Source organism: Bradyrhizobium sp. McL0616 (assembly GCF_049993385.1).
GTDB lineage: Bacteria > Pseudomonadota > Alphaproteobacteria > Rhizobiales > Xanthobacteraceae > Bradyrhizobium.
Genome location: NZ_CP188255.1, coordinates 2,725,502 through 2,744,998, shown reverse-complemented (window position 1 = coordinate 2,744,998; position 19,497 = coordinate 2,725,502). Strand labels below are relative to the sequence as shown.

Here is a 19,497-nt window from a genome sequence, read left to right as displayed (position 1 = left end):
TTCATGGCTAAACAAGCAAAGAAGCGCACCACCAGGAAAACCGCGACGCGCCGGCCGCGTCAGGCGCCGAAGATGCTGAGCGACCTGTTCCTGGAGACGCTGAAGGACATCTATTACGCCGAGAACAAGATCATCAAGACCCTGCCTAAGATGGCCAAGGCGGCGCATTCCAAGGATCTCGCGGCCGCCTTCAACAAGCATCTGCGTGAGACACAGGGCCAGGTCAAACGGCTGGAGCAGATCTTCAAGATGCTGGGCAAGCCCGCACGCGGCAAGCCGTGCGAGGCGATCAACGGCATCACCGACGAGGGTGCCGAGATCATGAAGGACTTCAAGAACGCCCCTGCCCTCGATGCCGGCCTACTCGCGGCCGCTCAGGCCGTCGAGCACTACGAGATCTCCCGTTACGGGACACTGCGCACCTGGGCCGAGGAGCTCGGCATGCCCGACGCAGCAAGACTGCTCCAGGCAACGCTGGACGAGGAAGAGGCGACCGATCACACGCTGAGCGAGCTGGCCACCTCCGTTATCAACCTCGAAGCCGAGGAGGAGTACCGCGCCGCCGCCTGATACGCGCGTCTCGCCTCACTGTTGCCTTCAGCGCCGCGGAACATCTCCGCGGCGCTGTCGCGTTTGACCGCAAGGGGCTCCCCGGGTTCGAGGGGCCAGGCATGCTGCAAACGCGCGATGCTGGATTTCCGGGGAACCATCCCCATATGCTGTTTTTCCAATCGCAGCGCCTTCCCCCGAGTTTTGCCATGCAACCTAAAAATCCCCTCGACTGGATGCTGTCCGAAGCCCTGGACTCCCTGACCCGCGCCGAACGGCTGCGTCAGCAGTTCGGCCGTCAGGAAGCCTGCTGGGAACCGCCGATCGATGTGCTCGAGACCGAGCATGAGCTTTTGATCCTGGTCGCGCTTCCCGGCGTCAATCCCGACAATGTCGAGACGGTGATCCATGACGGCGCGCTCGTCATCTCCGGCCAGCGCACGCTGCCGCCGGAGCTTCGCAACGCCCGCATCCACCGGCTGGAGCTGCCGCAGGGCCGCTTCGAGCGCCGCATCGCGCTTCCCCTTGGCCGCTATGCCATCAGCCGCTTCGTGATGGACGGCTGCGTCGCACTGCGCCTCGCCAAATCCTGAGGTCGACCATGGCCACCGAACAGATGAATACCGCACAGACCCATTCCCCAAACAATTCTGACGTGAAGATCCCCGAAGACGCGCTGATCATCATCCCCGTGCGCGAGATGGTGCTGTTCCCCGGTGCCATCGCGCCGATCGCGATCGCGCGACCGAAGTCGGTCGCCGCCGCGCAGCAGGCGCTGCGCGAGCAGCGGCCGATTGGCATCGTTCTGCAACGCAGCCCCGAGACCGAAGAGCCGGGTCCGGACGACCTCTATCGGATCGCAACCATCGCCAACATCGTGCGCTATATCACCGCGCCCGACGGCACCCATCACATCGTCTGCCAGGGCGTGCAGCGCGCCCGCATCCTCGACTTCCTGCCGGGAACGCCGTTCCTGGCTGCGCGGATCCAGCAAATTCCGGAGCCGACCACGACATCGCCGGAGATCGAGGCGCGCGCCTTGAATCTGCAGCGCCAGGCGATCGAGGCGATCGAGCTGTTGCCACAGGCGCCGCAGGAGCTGGTCGCGATGTTCCAGGGCACCACCGTGCCCGGCACGCTGGCGGATCTGGCAACGTCCTTCATGGACATCAAGCCGCAGGACAAGCAGGAGGTCCTGGAGACCATCGACCTCGCCTTGCGCGTCGAGAAGGTGTCGAAGCATCTGGCCGAACGGCTGGAGGTGCTGCGCATCAGTAACGAGATCGGTCAGAAGACCCGCGCCACTTTCGACGAGCGGCAGCGCGAGGCGATCCTGCGCGAGCAGATGGCGACCATCCAGCGCCAGCTCGGCGAAGGCGACGGCAAGGCGGCAGAGGTGGCCGAGCTGACGGCTGCCATCGCGGAGGCCAAGATGCCGCCAGAAGCCGACGCGCACGCTAGGAAGGAGCTGCGCCGCTACGAGCGGATGCCCGAGGCCGCCGGCGAAGCCGGCATGGTCCGCACTTATCTCGACTGGCTGATCGAGCTGCCCTGGGCGCTGCCCGAGGAGAAGCCGATCGACATCAAGGAGGCGCGTCGCATTCTCGACGCCGATCATTTCGGCCTGGAGAAGATCAAGACCCGGATCATCGAATATCTCGCGGTGCGCAAGCTCGCGCCGCAGGGCAAGGCGCCGATTTTGTGCTTCGTCGGGCCGCCCGGCGTCGGCAAGACATCGCTCGGCCAATCCATCGCGCGCGCGATGGATCGCCCCTTCGTGCGCGTCAGCCTCGGCGGCGTGCATGACGAGGCCGAGATCCGCGGCCATCGGCGCACCTATATCGGGGCGCTGCCCGGCAACATCATCCAGGGCATCAAGAAGGCCGGCACGCGCAACTGCGTCATGATGCTGGACGAGATCGACAAGATGGGCCGCGGCGTGCAGGGCGATCCCTCGGCTGCGATGCTGGAGGTGCTCGACCCCGAGCAGAACGGAACGTTCCGGGACAACTACCTGGCCGTGCCCTTCGACTTGTCGCGCGTGGTGTTCATCGCGACCGCCAACATGCTGGACCAGATTCCGGGTCCGCTGCTGGACCGCATGGAGCTGATCAGCCTGGCCGGCTACACCCAGGAGGAGAAGCTGGAGATCGCGCGGCGCTACCTGGTGCGGCGGCAGCTCGAGGCCAACGGCTTGACCGCCGAGCAAGCCGAGATCGAGCCGGAGGCGCTGAAGCTGGTCGTCAAAGGTTATACCCGCGAGGCCGGCGTGCGTAACCTGGAGCGCGAGATCGGAAAGCTGTTCCGGCATGCCGCCGTGCAGGTCGCTGAAGGCACGGCTGCGAAGGTGGTCGTGACGCCGAACGATATCGGCACCGTGCTCGGGCAACCGCGCTTCGAGGGCGAGATCGCGCAGCGCACCAGCATTCCCGGCGTGGCCACCGGCCTTGCCTGGACGCCGGTCGGCGGCGACATCCTGTTCATCGAGGCAACGCGCGTGCACGGACGTGGCAGCCTGATCCTGACCGGTCAGCTCGGCGATGTCATGCGCGAGAGCGTGCAGGCGGCACTGACGCTGGTGAAGAGCAAAGCCACGCAGCTCGGCATCGACCAGTCGTTGTTCGAGAAGAGCGACATCCACGTTCACGTTCCGGCGGGGGCAACCCCGAAGGACGGACCGAGCGCGGGCGTTGCGATGTTCACGGCGCTGACGTCCCTGCTCACCAATCGGACGGTGCGAAGCGACACTGCCATGACCGGCGAGATCTCGCTGCGCGGCCTCGTGCTGCCGGTCGGCGGCATCAAGGAGAAGGTGGTGGCTGCCGCCGCCGCCGGGCTGAAGCGGGTGATGCTGCCGGCGCGCAACAAGCGGGATTACGACGACATCCCGAAGAGCGCGCGGGACAACCTCGAATTCATCTGGCTGGAACGTGTCGACGAAGCGATCGCCGCGGCGCTCGAGCCAGCCGAGGCCAACGTCGAAGCGGCGGAGTGATGCGATGAGTGAATTGCTGAAAAGAGCGAAGAGATCGCGAAAGATGCAGCGCGTGCGCCAATTGCTTGATCGCGCGGTTGACCGGGTTCGCGACGCGCTCGCGGCACCGGAGCCGCGGCTTCAGCCGATTCCGGTCCGGGTGAAGCGCCGCAAGGACTGATCCCCTCCGCATCAGCCCTCGCGGTCCCTCACGACAAAAGGCCCCCTCTCACGAGGGGGCCTTTGCTTTATCAGGCCACAGCGTCCTTGGCGGCCTTGACCGGGCGGGCGCGGACGATCTTCCGGGCCGGCTTGGCCTTGAACATCATCTCTTCACCCGTGAACGGGTTGGTGCCCTTGCGCGCCTTGGTCGCGGGCTTCTTGATGACCACGAACTTGGCGAAGCCCGGCACCAGGAACAGGCCGTTCTTCTTCAGCTCCTTGTGGCCGACGTCGGTCAGCGTCTCGATGACGCTCTTGACGTCGCGCTTGGAAAGCTCGGTGCTGGTCGCGATCTTTTCGATCAGCTGCGATTTGGAAAGTTGGGTTGGCATCGTGTCTCCTCTGATTCGTTGCCGGTTGCATATTAGACCAACCGGAGAAGGCCTATAGCCTTCTGCACAGTTTTGTCGCGGTTTTACGGGCTTATTTGGCCCCCTGTGGCAAAAAACCCTGCTTTTTAGCTGCTTCCAGAGCGGGAAGAGCCTCGGGCAGCGGTTTTTGCCTTGTTTCAGAGGCCCGCAAGCAGCCTTGCTAAAGCTGATTCGATGCTTTCGACAAGTGACGACCGGCCTCTTTGTCGGAGGCCGGTCGCGATTCACCCTGAAAAATAAGGCTAGAGGCGCTCGATGATGACCGCCGGCGCCATGCCGCCGGCGGCGCACATGGTGACGAGACCGCGCTTGAGGTCGCGCCGTTCGAGCTCGTCGAGCACGGTGCCGATCAGGATCGAGCCGGTGGCGCCGATGGGATGGCCGAGCGCGATCGAGCCGCCGTTGACGTTGACCTTGGCGCGGTCGAGCTTGAGGTCGCGGATGTATTTTTCCGCTACCACCGCAAAGGCCTCGTTGATCTCGAACAGGTCGATGTCGTCGATGGTGAGGCCCGCTTTCGCCAGCACCTTGCGGGTGGCCGGCACCGGCGCGTTCAGCATCAGGGTCGGCGAGTCCCCCAAGTTCGCCATCGCCACCACGCGGGCGCGCGGCTTCAGGCCGTGTGCCTTGGCGTAAGCGGGCGAGGCCAGCAGGATCGCGGCGGCACCGTCGACGACGCCGGACGAGTTGCCGGCATGGTGCATGAAGTCGATCTTCAGGTCGGGATACTTCTGCAGGATCAGGCCGCGATAGGTCGTGCCCTTGTCGTCGATCGCATAGTCGGCAACGGCGGGGAATGCCGGCTTCAGGCTGCTGAGGCCTTCCATCGTGGTCTGCGGCCGCGGATATTCTTCGTGGTCGAGCGCGAGGCTGGCGTCCTCGCGATGGACGGGAACGAGGCTCTTCTTGAAGTGACCGCCGGCAATCGCAAGGCCTGCGCGCCTCTGGCTTTCCAGCCCGAGCGCATCGACATCCTGCCGTGTGATGCCCTCCAGCGTTGCAATAGCGTCGGCACAGACGCCCTGATGCGACTGGGGATGCCGCGCACGCAGCCGCAGATTGCCGCTATCCATCATCATCGGACTTGAACCGCGACGCCCTTCCATCGACATCATCTCGCAGCCGCCGGCGATGACGAGGTCTTCGGCGCCCGCCATGATCGAGGATGCGGCCATGTTGACGCTGGTGATGCCCGAGCCGCAGAAGCGGTCGAGCGTCACGGCGCTGGCGCGCACGTCGTAGCCGGCGTCGAGCGCCGACATCCGCCCGAGATCGCCGCCCTGGGTCGCGACCTGCGCACTGCAGCCCCAGACGATGTCGTCGACATCGGCGGTGTCGATGCCGGTGCGATCGGCGAGCGCGCGCAGCACGGTGGCACCGAGTTGCTGCGGATGAATGCCGGAGAGTGCCCCCTTGCCGGCCTTGCCGACGCCCCGCGGGGTGCGGCAGGCATCGATGATGAGTGCATCGGTCATTGGCGTTGTCCCTCTTTTTTATGGATGTTGAGAGGCGTTGTGAATCAGGGGGACAGCGGAGTCAATGCGCGGTGGCGGACGCCCTCTCTGCAAAAAAACGCGAAAACAACCCCATGCAAAGTAGAATTGCGGGTGCCGCATCAGGCGCGGCGACGCGTGCGAAGCAACTGACTTGTCGGGCAAATCAGCGACAACCGCGCAATTGTCGCTACGCCCCCGCCGCGTTCTTCGCGATTACGTTGCGATAGAAGCTGGCACTGAGCTTCGCCGTGCGGACCTGGGTGTCGAAATTGACGTGATAGAGCCCAAAGCGCTTGTTGAGGCCGAACACCCATTCAAAATTGTCCATCAGACTCCACAGAAAATAGCCGCGCACCGGCGCGCCTTCGGCGGTGGCGCGCTGGAGCTGGGCGAGATAGTTGCGCAGGTACATGATGCGGTCGGTGTCGTAGATCCTGCCGTCGGGCGTGACCTGGTCCTCGCCGGAGGTGCCGTTCTCGCTGATGTAGATCGCATCGGTCTTCCAGATTTTTGCCGCCAGCTTGGGCACCCAGTAGATCGTCTCGGGCCCGACGCGGAGCCAGTCCGAATTCATATGCGGAAAGGATTTTGGAATGGGCAGCGGCGCGAACCCCGCGCCCTGATCAGACGGAACGATGTAGTGCTGCGGCGCATAGATGTTGAGGCCGAGGAAATCGATCGGCGATGAGATGATCTTCAACTCGGCGTCCGTGTATTTCGGAGCGTCGGCACCGGCGAATTTCAGGAAGGCATCGGTATAGTGGCCCTCCATGATGACGTTGAGATAGCCGGCGTTCATCTCGCGCAGCGCAATTTCGGCGGCGCGGACATGCTCGGGCGTGTCGATCGCGGGAATGCAGGCATCGATGTTCTCGGCCGGCCCGACGCGGGTGCCGTGGCGGCCATGGGCGCGCACCGCTTGCACCGCAAGCCCATGCGCGAGCGCGCTGTTGTGCCTGATCTGGTTGATCTCGGCCTGCGGCAGCGTGACGCCGGGCGCATCGATGCCGATGCCATAGCCGAAATAGACGAAGCGGCCGCTCTCGTTCAGCGTGAACACGTTCCCGACCCGATCGGTGAGGTGTTTTGCGACATAGCCCGCGTAGTCGCCAAAGATCTTGCAGGTCTCCGTCGAACGCCAGCCGCCAAAGCGATCCTGGAGCGATTGCGGCAGGTCCCAATGGTAGAGCGTCAGCCACGGCTCGATGCCGTTCTTGAGGAGCTCGTCGACCAGGCGATTGTAGAAGTCGAGCCCCTTCGGATTCGGCTTGCCGTCGCCGTCGGGAAACACCCGCGGCCAGGCCACCGAGAAGCGATAGGCCTTGCAGCCGAGCTCCTTGATGAGCGCGATGTCGTCCTTGTAGCGGTGATAATGCTCGTTGGCGCGGTCGCCGGTCGAGCCATCCTCTATCTTGCCGGGGATGCGCACGAACTTGTCCCAGATCGAGGTCCCTCGCCCGTCCTCATCGACCGCGCCCTCGACCTGATAGGACGAGGTCGCCGTGCCCCAGAGGAAACCTGGCGGAAAGCCGCTCGCGCTGCGCGGCGCCGATGCCGGCCTGGCCTCCGCTATCTCAAGCGGGCTGGCCATTCCGGTTGCTGACAGCCCCGCGAGCTTCGCAAACTGGCGGCGCGAGACCTTGTCCGACATTGATACTGCTCCACTTCCATTCGTTCCGGACCGGCACAATGGTCAGTCCGGCTCCGCTTGAGAAGTGGAGTTCGCGCGCAATTGCAATGCGTCAATGGGTTGCGGTCGCGGGCTTCGGACTGTCGTTCTGCTTGCATAACAACCCGAAAATTCCGTTGCGCGCGCCATGGCCGGCGGAGCAAAAGACGTGCCCCGGACCGTCGTTGAGCACCGCCACTGCGCCGAACAGCATCAGGACGAGTAACGTGACGACAAGAGCAGTCAGAGCCCGCTTAAGCCACCGGCTGCTTCGAACCATGTAATCGCCAGTGATCAAGCTCGCCAGATGGACAACCGCCGTGATGACGAAGATGGTGAGGCCGAAGGTGCGCGTCGCCGGCGCCGCCAGCACTATCGCACCGACAACTATCAATGCCTCGAACACATACAGCAGGATGAGCCAGTGCCGGAATATCGTCCTTGGCAGGGTACCCGGCGTCGACACCATCAGCAACGCCTGCAGCGCGCGACCGGCACGTGTCAGCCAGACCATCCGCGCAAACGGCGCCCGGTGATGCTTCTCGGCCTCCTCGAGTATCTTTCCCGTGACGGTCAGCGCGCGCGCCCCTGTCTTCAGCGTTGCCTTGGGGTCGAGATCGCGGTCGACTTCGTAAAAATCTGACAAGTAATTCAGCATGCCGACATCACTCATCACGGCCTTCAACGCGATTCCGATCTGCGTGCGGCGCTGGTTGGCGGCGGTCAGCGGGAGCTGCGCCCACAGGGCATTGAATGCCTCGTCAAGCGTCGGCTGGTTCTGAGCCGCAAGCACCTCCACAAAACGATCGATCAATTCATTGTATTCCTCAGGCTGCATCTCCTCGCGCACGATCGTGCGTTGAGCTTCCTTGAGCAGCGCCTTGCGTATCAGGTCATCCTCCGGTGCGGGAAACAGGGTCACCAGAAGGCGCTCGCAACCATCCAGCCTGCCCCACAGGATGTCGTTGCGGCGCCACCGCGCATCCAGGAAGGCGCCGAAGTGAGCAACGGCCGTGCCGGCGAGCTTGCGTCGCGGGCTATTGCGCTCGTCGATCAGGCTGGTGGCATCCTCTGGACTGATGCGGACCACCTCGACCGTCGACGGCTCGCCGGTCCCGGTATCGTAATAGAGGGGGAAGCTGGCCTGGTCGTACTCGTCGAAACGCATGAAATATTCGGCCAGAAACTCGCGCACGGTCGTTCCCTCCGGCGTGTTGAGCGCCGTGACATCGCCTGGCAATTCGACATCGCGGACTTCGATGCGCACCTGGGGCCCGTCGACTTCATTGCTGGGAACGAGCTCCGGATTTCCAAGCAGGGCGTGAGGAAGCGGCATCTTGCCGTCCAGCCTGACACCCATCACCGGAGTGTAGCTCTCCTTTAGTGAACGAATGTCGGCTTCAAGTGCGACCTGAAGCTCCGTCGGCTCCACCTCCTTGGCAAACGCGAAGAGTTTCTTTGCCCTGGTAAAAACATTCTCCTGAAGTGTCCGCAGCGGGCTCGGAGGCGGCAGTTCGCTCGGAAGCGGCACGAGCCTACCGGATATGGTCCGCAACGGCTTCAGGTCGGGATCCGGCTTCTCGCCAAGAAGTACGCGAAGCGTCTGGATCAGCCCATCATGACAGCCGGCCCTGGCCGGATTGTCCGGGGCCTGCACTTGCCACGTGGCGGAACGGAGCTCGGCGATGGCTTCGCCCAGCCAGCCTGCGAGGCAGTTCAGCGCGGCGAGGAGCGCCTGCGTATTCATCGGTCCCCGAGGCGGTTCGCGGGACGACACGTGCTTGTCCCACTGTTTCATGAGGTGCCTTTCAGCGTCGGACCAGGCGTCGCTGTCGCCGGGAAGCTCAGGCTTGGTGAAGAGGCTTCGAAGCTGATGCACCTTGCGCAAGACGAAGCCGGTGCGCCTGAGACGGTACTTGACGTCGTAATCGTCGAGATACGCGTTAACTGACTGGGTGCGACCTTTGGCGTCGCTCGCGTATTCGAAGAAATTCTCCTCCCGCCAGGCCCGAGCCAGCGCGCGCAACGCGTACAACCGGTCGGAGTGGCGGTCGATGCCCCACCAGATGGCCAACCGCTCTGCAATGTCATCGGTGACCGTCATCAGTCGGAGGTGACGGTATGGCAGGAACGCGACACCGTAGTAATTGACCATTTGGAGCATGTCGCGCGATCGCCAAGCAGGCACCTTGCCATGCTCATCGAGCTCGATGCGCGCAAATGGATCAATCTGGCGCGATTCGATGTCGATCTCGACCTGACGCACGATCCGCTCCACTCTCTCGATACGCCGGTTGCGAGCCAATATCGTTTCGAGGTCCTCGCGTATCGTCTCGTCCTGAGGGATCGTGAACAGCGCCGCGACGGCATTTTCAACCGCATCCGGCTTTTTGTTGGAGGATTGAGGCCCGGTTTCCGGATGAGCGGGAGACGGCTCGACATAAATCAGCTTGCGCTCCATCGGGACTTCGCCAAGACGCCATGACAACGCTTCGCAGACGTAGCTGAATGGCTTGTTGTCGAGATATCCGCCATCGCCAAATGCGCGCTTGCGCCAGCCGCCATTTCCCATGTCGGCGGTCGACAGGCCGGTGAAGAACGACTTCCAATCGTCGAAACTCACCGGCTCTTCGGTCGAGCGCGCATCGCACAAGCGTTGCGCGTCGCTCACCGACATCGGCTCGAATGCGAACGGGAACGATGACGTGCAGCGCGCCGCGAACGCAAGGAAGGGAGCGTAACTGTCAGCGAAATGATTGTCGCCCCCCGCGGCATACTGGAAATGATAGACCTGCTTGTATCGCTGCTCGTAGACGACCTTGTCGAACAGCCGCAGCGGCACGACGGCACCTCGAATATCGGTGGTCGTAATGAACAGGTCGAGTTCGTCGACCAATTGAGATCCCCCCACGATGGCCGGTGCGATCACCCTTTTCATCTTCTCGAACGCATCAAGCAGCTTGATGTACATCCGATCGCTGTTCAGCAGCGATTGCGGTGGATCATCGGTCTTGGCGAACTCCAGCCCCTCATATGAGGCGTCGTCGTTGAGCAGGCGGCCAATATCACCCTCCTGGACCCACAGCGCTTTCAGCGGGGCGAACTCCTGCCCGTTGGCCAGTGCCTTGGCGAGAAAGAGACCGTTGATGCCGCCGGCCGAGGTGCCCGCGAGCGTATCAACCACGAAGCGCGTGCGAAGCCCCGGGGGTAGAGCGTCCATATCGGCGAACGGGTCGTCGCCACTCCCGTTCAGGTGCTCGAGATAGCGCGTGCGCAGCGCATCGTCACGCAACAGCCACGACGCCTTGCGGTAGACATCGCGCGTGCCGGGGATGCTCAGGTCATCGCGCTCCTTGGGAGTCGCGCAGGCCATCTCGTAGAGTTCATTCGTGACGCCGTTGATGTAGATCGCGAGCGAAACGCCGCCATACATCACGACGCCGAACCGCACCTCGAGCGCGTAGAAATTGTTCTGCATTCGCGGTCGGCCGGTCGCAGCAGCTTCAGTCATTGCCAGCCCCCGTTCAAAAAATTGGTGCTCACGCAATTCGTCGAAGCGAGGCCGCCCGTGACGGCTCGCAATCCATTTCACGCCGGCGCCGCTGAAATCGCGCCGGGGCTCCGCACGATTCATGGTCTCAAATTCGGCCAGTCTGTTTCCGTAGGCCCACGCCCGTATCGAACCGGGCCCTCGGCAATATTGACCTCGACGGCAATGGTCTATGTAATGGTGTAGTATGACCCATTAACAACCATTGATACAAGGCGATCGGCGCGCCGACCTGAACAATTTCTCGAAGAAGTCCGGCCACAGAGCAACCTGACCAGGGTTTGAGGCGCGGCATCGACGGGACCGGCTCGACGCGAGGAAGACTGGTTCGTTTTCGCACCCGGCCTTCGCACCCGGGCGCTGGAGGAGGCGACCTACCTGAGGCTGACCTCCAACATCGCGATCGCGGCCATTCAGGAGGCTTCGCTCAACGGGCAAATCCGGGAGACCGAGGCGGCCATCCACGCTTACGGGATATTGGCGGCCGGGGAAAACGTTCGGAAGAACTTCTCGGCTAGCGGGAGGGACTGGGCGGCACTGCGAGCGGCCCTACGCCAGGCCGAGCAGAACGTGCCCCTCCTCAAGAAGCAGCTTGCGGCGCAGCATGATCTGCTCATGGCCGATTCCAGACATCAAGCCATGTCAACGCCGCCCCGTCATCTTGCGCTCAATTCTTTCGAAACGCGCTTCACAGCCGTCAAGCCGTCTGGATCGGAGGGAGCGAGTTGAGAGTGCATCTTGAAGTCAGCCAACGCTGCTTGCAGACTGCGTTTCTTCTCCAACGCCATGCCGCGGTTGTAATAGGCCTTGGTATCTTTCGGATCGAGCAGGATCGCCTGGTTATAATCTGCGATGGCCCGGTCGAGGTCGCCCCTGGTACCCCAGGCGCTGCCGCGGTTGACGTAGGCGCGCCCATATTTCGGATTGAGCTGGATCGCCTGGTTATAGTCCGCGATGGCCCGGTCGAGGTCGCCCTCGCCGCCCCAGGCGCTGCCGCGGTTGTAGTACGCTTCAGCATCTTTCGGATCGAGCTCGATCGCCTGGTCGAAGTCCACAATGGCCCGGTCGAGGTCGCCCTTGGCGCCCAAGGCGCTGCCGCGGTTGACGTAGGCGGACCCATATTTCGGATCGAGCTGGATCGCCTGGTTATAGTCCGCGATGGCCCGGTCGAAGTCGCCCCTGCGGTACCAAGTGTTGCCGCGGTTATTGTAGGCCGACGGATACGTCGGATCGATCCGCATCGACTCGTTGAAATCCGCCAATGCGCGGTTGAGGTCGCCCTGTGCCTGGTACGCCCCGCCGCGACGCGCATACAGCCGCGCGAGGCTTCGACCCGTGTATTGGTGCGAGTCGATGGCGCGCGAGCACCCTGCGACCGCGAGGTCTTCTGATAACCTTACGCAGGAATCCCACTCGTCTGCGGCGGCCACTCTCGGCAACCCGGCGAGAACCACCACGGCCATGCATGCTAACAACCGGTATGTTGACAAGCGCATCTGCATCGCACGCGGTCTCCGCACGTTGGTAGGAGCAGCCGGAATAACCGACCACCATTCCCCGGATTTTGATTTGTCCTTTAGTCGGGGTCGCGGAACAAATGGTTCATACCGGAACGGGCCTGCTTATTCGCGGGTGACTGTGTAGGCCAAACGGCGGATCGCCGGAGCCGCAAAAATAACGACCGGCAACATCACGAGCCAGGAAACCAGCCATGACTGCAGCCAGTGCATGCCAAATTGCCCCGCGGTCCTGAGCGGCAAACTGGCGATTGCGGCTGCAATTGCCGATGTCAGGCCGGATTGGATAACGCCAAAGACGAAGTGACTGTAGCGGCGAGGTATCCCGAGCATCGTGTTCTCCCGTGCTTCTTTGGCAGTTCAATGCAAGGGATGTGCCTCAGTTAGCTTCCGAGTCGAGCGCATGTTCAAATGGTCCGCAATGGATCAAAGGCGGCAGTCGAAAGCTATGCCGCCGATGTCGAATGTTTGCTTGTCCTCAATTGAAGACCGAGCACAGAGGGCTGAGTCACTGGACCTCGGCGATCTTAGGTCCAGATGAAACCATCTGCGCGTTGGTTGCCGAGGGCCGGTTCGACGGCGATGCCGGGTCCGGCGATTGGAAAGCGGCGTCGGGCGGCGCGCCCTGGGATGGACGACGAGCAGCGGTTGCCGGAAGCACGATCACTTTCGCTCCGACTTTCACCCGCTCATAAAGGTCCACGACGTCCTCATTGGTCAGCCGGATACAGCCGGACGAAACCCGCTTCCCGATCGTATCGGGCTTGTTGGTGCCGTGAATTCTAAATTCGGTCTCGCCGAGATACATCGCCCGAGCGCCGAGCGGGTTGCCGGGACCGCCTGCCATAAACCGCGGCAGATAAGGCTGACGCACAACCATCTCTGCAGGCGGACGCCAATCCGGCCATTCTGTTTTACGAGCCACAGTCTGCTCACCGGACCATGTGAAACCTTCGCGGCCAACACCGATGCCGTAGCGCAGTGCTTGCGCGTCGTTCAGAACGAAATAGAGGAATGTGTTTTTGGTGTCGATGATCACGGTGCCCGGGGTCTGGTGGCTCGTGTAGTCAATCACCTGTCGGACAAATGCTCCGGGACCGTCAGCGGCTTTTGGTGGTTCGACCAGAGGGGCCGGAATCGGAGCCGGAGCTGATGCATGAACCGGAGGTGCCACGTAAACCGGAGTTGACGATGCCAGGGCCTGGGATGCGGACGGTTTCCGTGTCGGTTGCACGCTCGCCGGGCGAGACAGCAAACTGTACCCCACTACGGCGACGGCCACGGCGCCAATTGCAACTCTCCCGGCCATTGGTAGTGCGAGCGTCTCGGCCTTTCCGCGTTTGGCCCGCTTACTCATATCGTTCCCCAGGTCACCATGCCTGGAAGAGGTACCCTGCAAAATTTAAGAAACTTCGAAGCGATTTCGCTCAAACTGGAACCGCTGGCGATGGTTAACGCCGAACTCTTGTTCGGCAACATCGAGAAGGGGTGGCGCGGACACGCCCCGCTCTTTCGCTAACGGCGGCTTTGGGTCAGAAAGCGGACCTGCTGGGAAAAGACACCACGTCCGCTTTGCATTGAATCGCAGCGCTTTTCCCCCGTCTGGCAGCTGGTCTAGAGGTCGACCAAGCCGCCATCGACGAACAGCTCGGCTCCTGTGGAATAGGTGGCGTCTGCAGCGAGATAGAGTGCCGCTGCGGCAACTTCGGCGGCGGTACCCGTGCGGCCAAGCGGAATGCGGGCCTTGGCCCCTTCGATGAAGCCTTCCTTCTGAGCCGCCGTAAACCCGTTCTTGTCCAGAATTGGGGTGACGATCGGGCCGGGGCTGATGGTATTGACGCGGATGCCGCGCGGCGCGAGCTCCTTGGCGATCGTGCGGCCGAACGAGCGTAGCGCGGCCTTGGTCGAGCCATACACCGTGCTGCCTCCCAGGCCCCCGTTCGCGCCAGCGACGGAAGCGGTCAGGATGATCGCGCCACCGTCTGGAATCGCCGGGACAGCGTGCTTGATCAGGAAGAATGCACCCTTGACGTTGATGTTGAACTGGCTGTCGTAGAATTCTTCGTCGATCTGCGCAATCGGCGCAAACTTGGCGATACCTGCGTTGACGAACAAGACGTCGATGCGGCCGTGCTTGGCCTTGACCTGGTCGACCAGGATCTTCGTGGCAGCAACGTTGCCGGCATCGGATAGCAGAACCTCGATCCCTGCAAGCTCCGCCCTGGCGGCGTCCACCGAACGCTGGCTTGAACCAGTCACGATGACGGTCGCCCCCTCGGACCGAAAGAGCTTGGCGGTCTCGGCACCGATACCGCTCGTGCCTCCGCTGATGAGAGCAATCTTGCCGTTGAGCTTAGCCATGGATGGTTCCTGTCCGATGAGAGATGACGTCCTCGAGACAGATGGGTGGCCTCGACGAAACCAGCAATGGGGCCGCCTCCTTCACGCTCACGAGCGTCGATCTCGCGGATGAGCGACCGGACGAGGTTCATGCTACCACTCGACTTGTGTACGAAACTACCAGTGCATGAACTGTCAAAGACCAGGCATATTTGTCTTTTTTCTACCCGATCTCAAACGCGAGACCAGCGCGCCATTATGTTCACTGCGGCACGTCTCAGGAGGAGCACATCATGGCAAATTGTATTGTCATCGTTCAATTCGACCTTCCAAAGCGGACACAAGAGCAAGCCGTGTCCGGCGGCACCGCGTCAGCACCGATTTACCGAGGTCTCGCCGACCGCGGGTTGATCCGCAAGGATTACGTGAACGGCGAAGCCGGTACGGGTGGGATCTATCTATGGGAGAGCCGGGCCGCCGCCGAAGCCTGGTTCACGCAGGAGCGCGTGGACGAACTGACCAAGCGCTTCGGCGCCCGTCCTCGACTGACCTGGTACGACACCCATGTCACAGTGGATAATCTGAGAGGAGAAACGCGGGTCGATGGAGTCGCCCTCGCGCTAGCTGCGGTCGAGTGAAGCGCCGCGCGCACGAACCCTCGATTTCTGAATAGAAACCCTAGAACGTCACTCTTGCGCCCGCATAGAACGCGCGCGGCCTTGCCGGGCTGAGCGAGCGGGGGTCGTTGAAGCTGCCGCCGTTGGTGAAGTTCGGGAGCGCGCCAGTGTCGAAGAACGTGCCGTAGGTCGCGTAGCGGTTGTCGAAGACGTTATCGACCTTTCCATAGAGCTGAAGGTTCTTGGTGACCTGGTAGGAGGTGTGCAGGTTGAATACGGCGTAGCCCGGCAGCTTGGTCTCGAGATTGGCTTCGTCGCCGGCATAATACTGGCTCGAGACCCAGAGTGCATCGCCGCCGACCTTCCAGGCGTCGGTCACCGCGTATTCGATGCCGGCCTTGATGCGGTGGCGCGGAATGGCCGGGATCTGGTTGCCGGGAAAGACCTGGATCACGCCGCCATTGAGCACGGCTGTCGGGCTGTTGGAGCTGACCTGCACCGCATCGAGGAAACGCGCATCCACGAAGGCGTAGCTGGCGTGAAACTGGACCGTGTTCGACTTCAGACTGACCTCGGCTTCGAGGCCTTGCCGACGCGTCGAGCCGACGTTCTGGAAGAAGCCGAAGCCTTGCTGGTTGGCAATCGGCACCGCCAGGATGTCGTCGTAGTTGGTGGCGCGGAATCCGCCGATCTTCCAGCCGAGCTGGCCGATGTTCAGGTCCTTGGTGCCGCGGAACCCGGCTTCCACGGTCTTGGACACGACCTGCTTCAGGTCCGGATCGGAGACGAGGAAAGCCGCGATGAGGCACGGCTTGTTTGGGTCGGCGCAACCGAGCTCGAGCGGAGTCGGGACGCGATTGGCTTCCGAATACCCGGCATAAGCGGTAAGCTCGGGCGTAATCTTGTAGGTGCCGCCGACCACCGGATTGAAACGATCGTAGGTGTGGTCACCATTCAACGCTGTCCCGAGCTGGTCTTCCAGCGTGACACGCGCCGCATTGTACCGCCCGCCTGCGGTGATCGCGAATGCGTTGGTCACGTTGAAGGTGTCGAGGGCGTAGAGCCCCTGATATTGATTGACGGTGCGCAGCGACACCGGGCCGAGGCTGCCGTTCGAGCCCAGGAACTCCCCGCTGCCGGTGACGACATAGTCTGTACCCACCGTGCCGAGCTCGGAGGTCGCATCGAAATGCGTCACGCTGGCGTCGTAGGTCGCGCCGAACACGAGGCGGTTCTCGTGCCCGAACAGCTGGTCGCTGTTGGTCGCCTGGCCGGAGATGCCGAACGTGGTCGAACGCGTCGTGGTGCGATCGATCTCGCCGAGCACAGCCCCCGCCGGGAAGGGATTGGCGAGCTGGGCGCCGTTGAGGCCGATGGCCGGCGTGGTGTCATCGCCGAAGCACAGTGTTGTCGGATCGGCGCCGCAGGCTTGAGCGTCGGTCGGGTTGCCGTCCTGGGTATTCTGGTTGAAGCCGCGCACATGCGCGTTGCCTTCGAACGTCCAGGTCGGCGTCGCCTCGACCTTGCCGGTCAGATTGATGTAGCCGATCTTGTTGGTGTTGGTCTGCGGCGTGGTGTAGGTCGCGCCCCAATAATTTTGGAGCAATTCGATAGGCACCGTGCTGGGACCGGCGAGGTGGTTGTCGGCAACGCCCATGTTAACATGGAATTCGTTGCCCTCGAAGCGATAGCCGACATCGCCGTAGAAGCGGCGGATGTCCGACGAGGAGAAATTGCGGAAGCCATTGTCATGCGCGCCTTCGAGCGCGCCATAGACGGCCCAATTGTTGTCGACCTTCTTGCCCCACTGCGCCGCCCCCTGGATGCGGCCGAACGAACCGCCCATGACGTCGATCTCGGCGCCCTGATAGGTGAAGCCGTCCTTCATCAGGAGATTGACGGCGCCGCCGAGCGCGTTGAGGCCGAAGGCGGGATTGTTGGTGACGATCGTGGCCGAGCGGATCGCCGTGGTCGGGATCGCGTCCCAGTTCACGGTGTCGGAGAACGCCTCGTTGATGCGCACGCCGTTCTGGTAGACGGCAAGGCCCTGCGGCGTCCCTGCCAAAGGCGAGGCAACGTAGCCGCGAAACTCGAGGTTCGGCTGGAACGGATTGCCGGTGACTTCGCTGAGATTGACGCCGGGCACGTATTGCTGAAGTGCGACCGCGATGTCCAGTGATCCCGTACGCCTGATCTGGTTGGCATCGACCGCGTTGACGCTCGCCGGAATCTTGTCGACATCGATGCTGCCTGAGGCGCCGGGCGAAGTCGGGTAGACGTAGAGCCTGGTCTTGGGCTGGGCGGAGCTCGCCGATCTGGCCGGCGCCGCGCGTGCCGGCGCACGCCGCGTGGTCGGCTGCGGCGCCACGACCTCGATCGCGGGCAGGTTTTGGACGTTGGTCTCCTCGTCCTGCGCGGCGCGCGCGCCAGTTCCGAGAAAGAATCCTGACACCAGCCCCGTCGATACCGAGGCAATCAGCAGATTTCGCTTGTTTCTCGGCTTGTTTCTCGACTTGCGCATTCCTGTCGTCCCATCCGTAACCTTCGGCTGTTTTGTTTTCGCCGTTTGGTTGAGACGAGTGTAGTCGGCGGCCGTGAGCGCACCAGCCACAAAAGGTCGGGCACTATCCGCGCCCATCTTCCCGACAAAATCGGGACTTTTTCCCGATTGTAACAGGCGGGATCAGGCGGCAGCCGTCGGAACCAGCGCCTCCACGGTCACGCCGCCCTCGCCGGAGGCCACATTGAGCGTGCCGCCCAGCGCCAGAATGCGCTCGCGCATGCCGACGAGGCCGAAGCCGAGCTTCTGACCCGGCTCCATGCCGTGGCCGTTGTCGCTGACCCGCACTCGGGCGCAGCCGCGGCCGTCGCGGCCCGGCTGCTCCGCCGGCTCGATAACGACATTGATCGCGGTCGCGCCGGCGTGGCGGAACGCGTTGGTGATCGCCTCCTGCACCACGCGGTAGATGGTGAGATCGGCGGTTTCGCCGACCAGCCCGAGCGCGGGCGAGATACTGGTCTTGATCGTCACGTCGGGATGAGCTTCCCGCCACAGCCGCGACAGCGATTCGAGCGCCTGGCCGAGGCCAAGCTCGGCGAGGCCGACGGGCCGGAGGCGCTCCAGCACGCGGCGGGTGAATTGCTGGAGCGCGTTGATCTGCTCCAGCAAGACGCTACCGTGCTTGCGCACGGCCTCCGCACTCGGCGCGCGCCCGTCCGCGAGCTTTGCCAGCGCGCTCGCATGGGCGCGCAGCGAGAACAGATAGGGCCCGAACTCGTCATGCAGCTCGCGCGCGATCTCCTTGCGCTCGACGTCCTGGAGCGACACCGCGCGCTCGGCAAGACGGCGCTTGTCCTCGACCGCCTCGCCGAGCGTCGCGGCAAGGTGATTGAGCTTGGTGCAGATGGCGGCGAGCTCGGGCGCGCCGCCGGGCACCACGCGAGCGTCGTAGCGGCCATCTTCGAGCTCGCCCATCGTTTGCGCCAATGACTGCAGCGGGGCGAGCGCCCGGCCGACCACATTCATCATCACCAGGAACAGCGCGAGCGCGATGACTGAACCGACCTCGAGCTGCGTGACGATGGCGTCCCAGATCTCGGCAATCTCGTCATTGGGATGCGAGGTGATCACCAGCGAGCCGGGCTTGCCATGGACCGAGACCGGCACGCTGACCGCGGTCTGCTCGGGATGGACCAGGCCGACGAACCAGGCCGGCGGCCCGGGCGTGTCGTCGTCGGTATCGGGCCGCGGCGGCGTGAGCGGGTTCCCGGCGGAATCATGCAGCGCGATGCTGACATGGCGGAGACGGTTCAGATCGCGCGCGATCTGGTTCAGCCTGGCATCGGGATCGGGCGCCTCGTTGAGATCGGCAACGATCATTTCGATGAATTCGCGGGCGAGCCGGATCACGCTCTGGTCCTCGGCCTGCACGCGCGGGCCAGCTTCTGCGACCTGGCGGGCGATGTTGACGGCGAGCCCCAGCGCCAGCAGCAACGCCAGCAGCAGGTTGATGCGCGCGCGCAAGGATAGATTTTGCCACATTGGTTGCGTCCGTGCCCCCGCGGGATCGCTCGTGCCTGTCCGATGACGTTGACAGACCCGAAGCGCCCGATATCTAATCGGAAGCGTACAGCAATCCCGGCCGGGTTGCATGACCCGACATGAGACGCGCGCGGCTCCCTTGTTCGGCAT

The 19,497-nt window shown here is 63.1% G+C and carries 14 protein-coding genes; 4 read left to right on the top strand and 10 right to left on the bottom strand.

Annotated features, from left to right (window positions below):
- The first annotated feature begins 3 nt into the window (after positions 1-3).
- The 3 genes from ACPPVR_RS12985 to lon all read left to right on the top strand — a co-directional run bounded on the left by ACPPVR_RS12985 (position 4) and on the right by lon (position 3,544).
- Positions 4-570: a ferritin-like domain-containing protein gene (locus ACPPVR_RS12985; RefSeq protein ID WP_426614605.1), complete on the top strand. Its 567-nt coding sequence runs from the start codon at positions 4-6 to the stop codon at positions 568-570.
- Positions 571-758: 188 nt separating this feature from the next.
- Positions 759-1,142, top strand: a complete 384-nt coding sequence (locus tag ACPPVR_RS12980; protein ID WP_011088914.1) for an Hsp20/alpha crystallin family protein — start codon at positions 759-761, stop codon at positions 1,140-1,142.
- 8 nt (positions 1,143-1,150) lie between these two features.
- Entirely contained in the window at positions 1,151-3,544 is a 2,394-nt protein-coding gene (gene lon, locus ACPPVR_RS12975) for an endopeptidase La (RefSeq protein WP_426614604.1), read from the top strand.
- Between the two features lie 230 nt (positions 3,545-3,774).
- Here lon and ACPPVR_RS12970 read toward each other — a convergent pair whose 3' ends face one another.
- From ACPPVR_RS12970 to ACPPVR_RS12935, 8 genes are all read right to left on the bottom strand, one after another.
- Positions 3,775-4,077, bottom strand: coding sequence for an HU family DNA-binding protein (locus ACPPVR_RS12970; RefSeq protein ID WP_426614603.1), 303 nt, complete (start codon positions 4,075-4,077; stop codon positions 3,775-3,777).
- A gap of 281 nt (positions 4,078-4,358) precedes the next feature.
- Positions 4,359-5,591, bottom strand: coding sequence for an acetyl-CoA C-acetyltransferase (locus ACPPVR_RS12965; protein WP_426614602.1), 1,233 nt, complete (start codon positions 5,589-5,591; stop codon positions 4,359-4,361).
- 208 nt (positions 5,592-5,799) lie between these two features.
- Positions 5,800-7,263 (bottom strand): GH1 family beta-glucosidase, encoded by a 1,464-nt coding sequence (locus tag ACPPVR_RS12960; RefSeq protein ID WP_426614601.1) that lies wholly within the window; start codon positions 7,261-7,263, stop codon positions 5,800-5,802.
- Positions 7,264-7,354: 91 nt separating this feature from the next.
- A complete protein-coding gene (locus tag ACPPVR_RS12955; protein WP_426614600.1) occupies positions 7,355-10,915 on the bottom strand; it encodes a patatin-like protein in 3,561 nt (1,186 codons plus the stop codon).
- Positions 10,916-11,487: 572 nt separating this feature from the next.
- The gene (locus ACPPVR_RS12950; protein WP_426614599.1) at positions 11,488-12,294 is read right to left on the bottom strand and encodes a tetratricopeptide repeat protein; all 807 of its coding nucleotides are present in this window, start codon (positions 12,292-12,294) and stop codon (positions 11,488-11,490) included.
- 159 nt (positions 12,295-12,453) lie between these two features.
- Positions 12,454-12,681 carry a DUF2798 domain-containing protein gene (locus ACPPVR_RS12945; protein ID WP_426614598.1) on the bottom strand — a complete coding sequence of 76 codons (228 nt, stop codon included), beginning with the start codon at positions 12,679-12,681 and terminating at the stop codon, positions 12,454-12,456.
- Between the two features lie 175 nt (positions 12,682-12,856).
- On the bottom strand, positions 12,857-13,705 hold the full coding sequence (locus ACPPVR_RS12940) for a L,D-transpeptidase (protein WP_426614597.1): 849 nt from the start codon (positions 13,703-13,705) through the stop codon (positions 12,857-12,859).
- Between the two features lie 257 nt (positions 13,706-13,962).
- Positions 13,963-14,709 carry an SDR family oxidoreductase gene (locus tag ACPPVR_RS12935; RefSeq protein ID WP_426614596.1) on the bottom strand — a complete coding sequence of 249 codons (747 nt, stop codon included), beginning with the start codon at positions 14,707-14,709 and terminating at the stop codon, positions 13,963-13,965.
- 272 nt (positions 14,710-14,981) lie between these two features.
- On the opposite strand from ACPPVR_RS12935, the gene ACPPVR_RS12930 reads away from it, so the two are divergent.
- Positions 14,982-15,326: a monooxygenase gene (locus ACPPVR_RS12930; protein ID WP_426614595.1), complete on the top strand. Its 345-nt coding sequence runs from the start codon at positions 14,982-14,984 to the stop codon at positions 15,324-15,326.
- 40 nt (positions 15,327-15,366) lie between these two features.
- Here the strand turns inward: ACPPVR_RS12930 and ACPPVR_RS12925 are convergent, their stop codons facing one another.
- Positions 15,367-17,826 carry a TonB-dependent receptor gene (locus tag ACPPVR_RS12925; protein WP_426614594.1) on the bottom strand — a complete coding sequence of 820 codons (2,460 nt, stop codon included), beginning with the start codon at positions 17,824-17,826 and terminating at the stop codon, positions 15,367-15,369.
- Between the two features lie 162 nt (positions 17,827-17,988).
- Complete coding sequence (locus ACPPVR_RS12920; RefSeq protein WP_426614593.1) at positions 17,989-19,347, bottom strand: histidine kinase; 1,359 nt, start codon at positions 19,345-19,347, stop codon at positions 17,989-17,991.
- Positions 19,348-19,497 lie beyond the last annotated feature (150 nt).